This is a genomic window from Bartonella sp. MR168JLCBS (assembly GCF_042194175.1).
The window spans coordinates 1-845 of sequence record NZ_JBHIMP010000251.1 but is presented as its reverse complement, the minus strand read 5'-3'; the positions used below and the strand labels follow the sequence as shown (position 1 = coordinate 845).

Below are 845 nucleotides of genomic sequence, written 5' to 3'. Positions count from 1 at the left end.
TGCGAGAATTATCAGGTTGTCCTGGCAAATCAAGACTGTTCAAAAACATGTATTCATTCTCTGTGTATCTATCCGTTCATGTTCTTATGCACACATTGTTTTTATGCTATTTACTGTCTTTTTATATTGTTTTTTTATCCTTTCCACAACCAATAGAATCACGTTCTTATAAAGCATCTGAAGATGAAGAAAGAGTGATGAAATAAGGTACAATAGGCTATTCTATCACTTCCCTTTGTGTCATATTTCGCGTATTAATTGGCTTTATTAATTTTTTCTTTCAACGCGTTTAGCTCTTTTTTAAATTTCATGTTTTATAAACGAATCAAGTCCTTGACTAAAAATAGACGATACAATGACAAACTCGATAAAAACACAAATGAAATATGTTACTGGGCCAGATGGAAGTCCACTCACAATCGCCGACTTACCGCCTAAAACCACAAGGCGCTGGGTGATCCGTCGCAAAGCTGAAGTTGTTGCGGCTGTCAGAGGTGGATTGTTAAGTCTTGATGAGGCATGTCAACGCTATACTTTGACCGTAGAGGAATTTCTTTCATGGCAGAGTTTGATCGATGAACATGGCTTAGCTGGATTACGAACAACCAGAATCCAACATTATAGACATTAATCCGGCTTCAAAATACTTTTAGAATAGCTAAGCTCGATAAGGGTTTGGCTGTTTTGTGCTTTCAGCATACAAGTCAAGTATCGCAAGGAATAGATTTCCAAATAAAAAAATTTTATTATCTGGTCATCGAGTTAGATTGAATCATGATACTGTCATCACCTGCTACTGCCCCATTTTCCCGCACCTCTAAAAGCCGTGCACGTTGTAACTCTGT

Annotated in this window: 1 protein-coding gene; it reads left to right on the top strand. The window is 37.4% G+C overall.

Going from position 1 to position 845, the window contains the following annotated elements; genetic code table 11:
- Window positions 1-355 precede the first annotated feature (355 nt).
- On the top strand, window positions 356-631 hold the full coding sequence (locus ACFIK8_RS10675; protein ID WP_011179649.1) for a DUF1153 domain-containing protein: 276 nt from the start codon (window positions 356-358) through the stop codon (window positions 629-631).
- Window positions 632-845 lie beyond the last annotated feature (214 nt).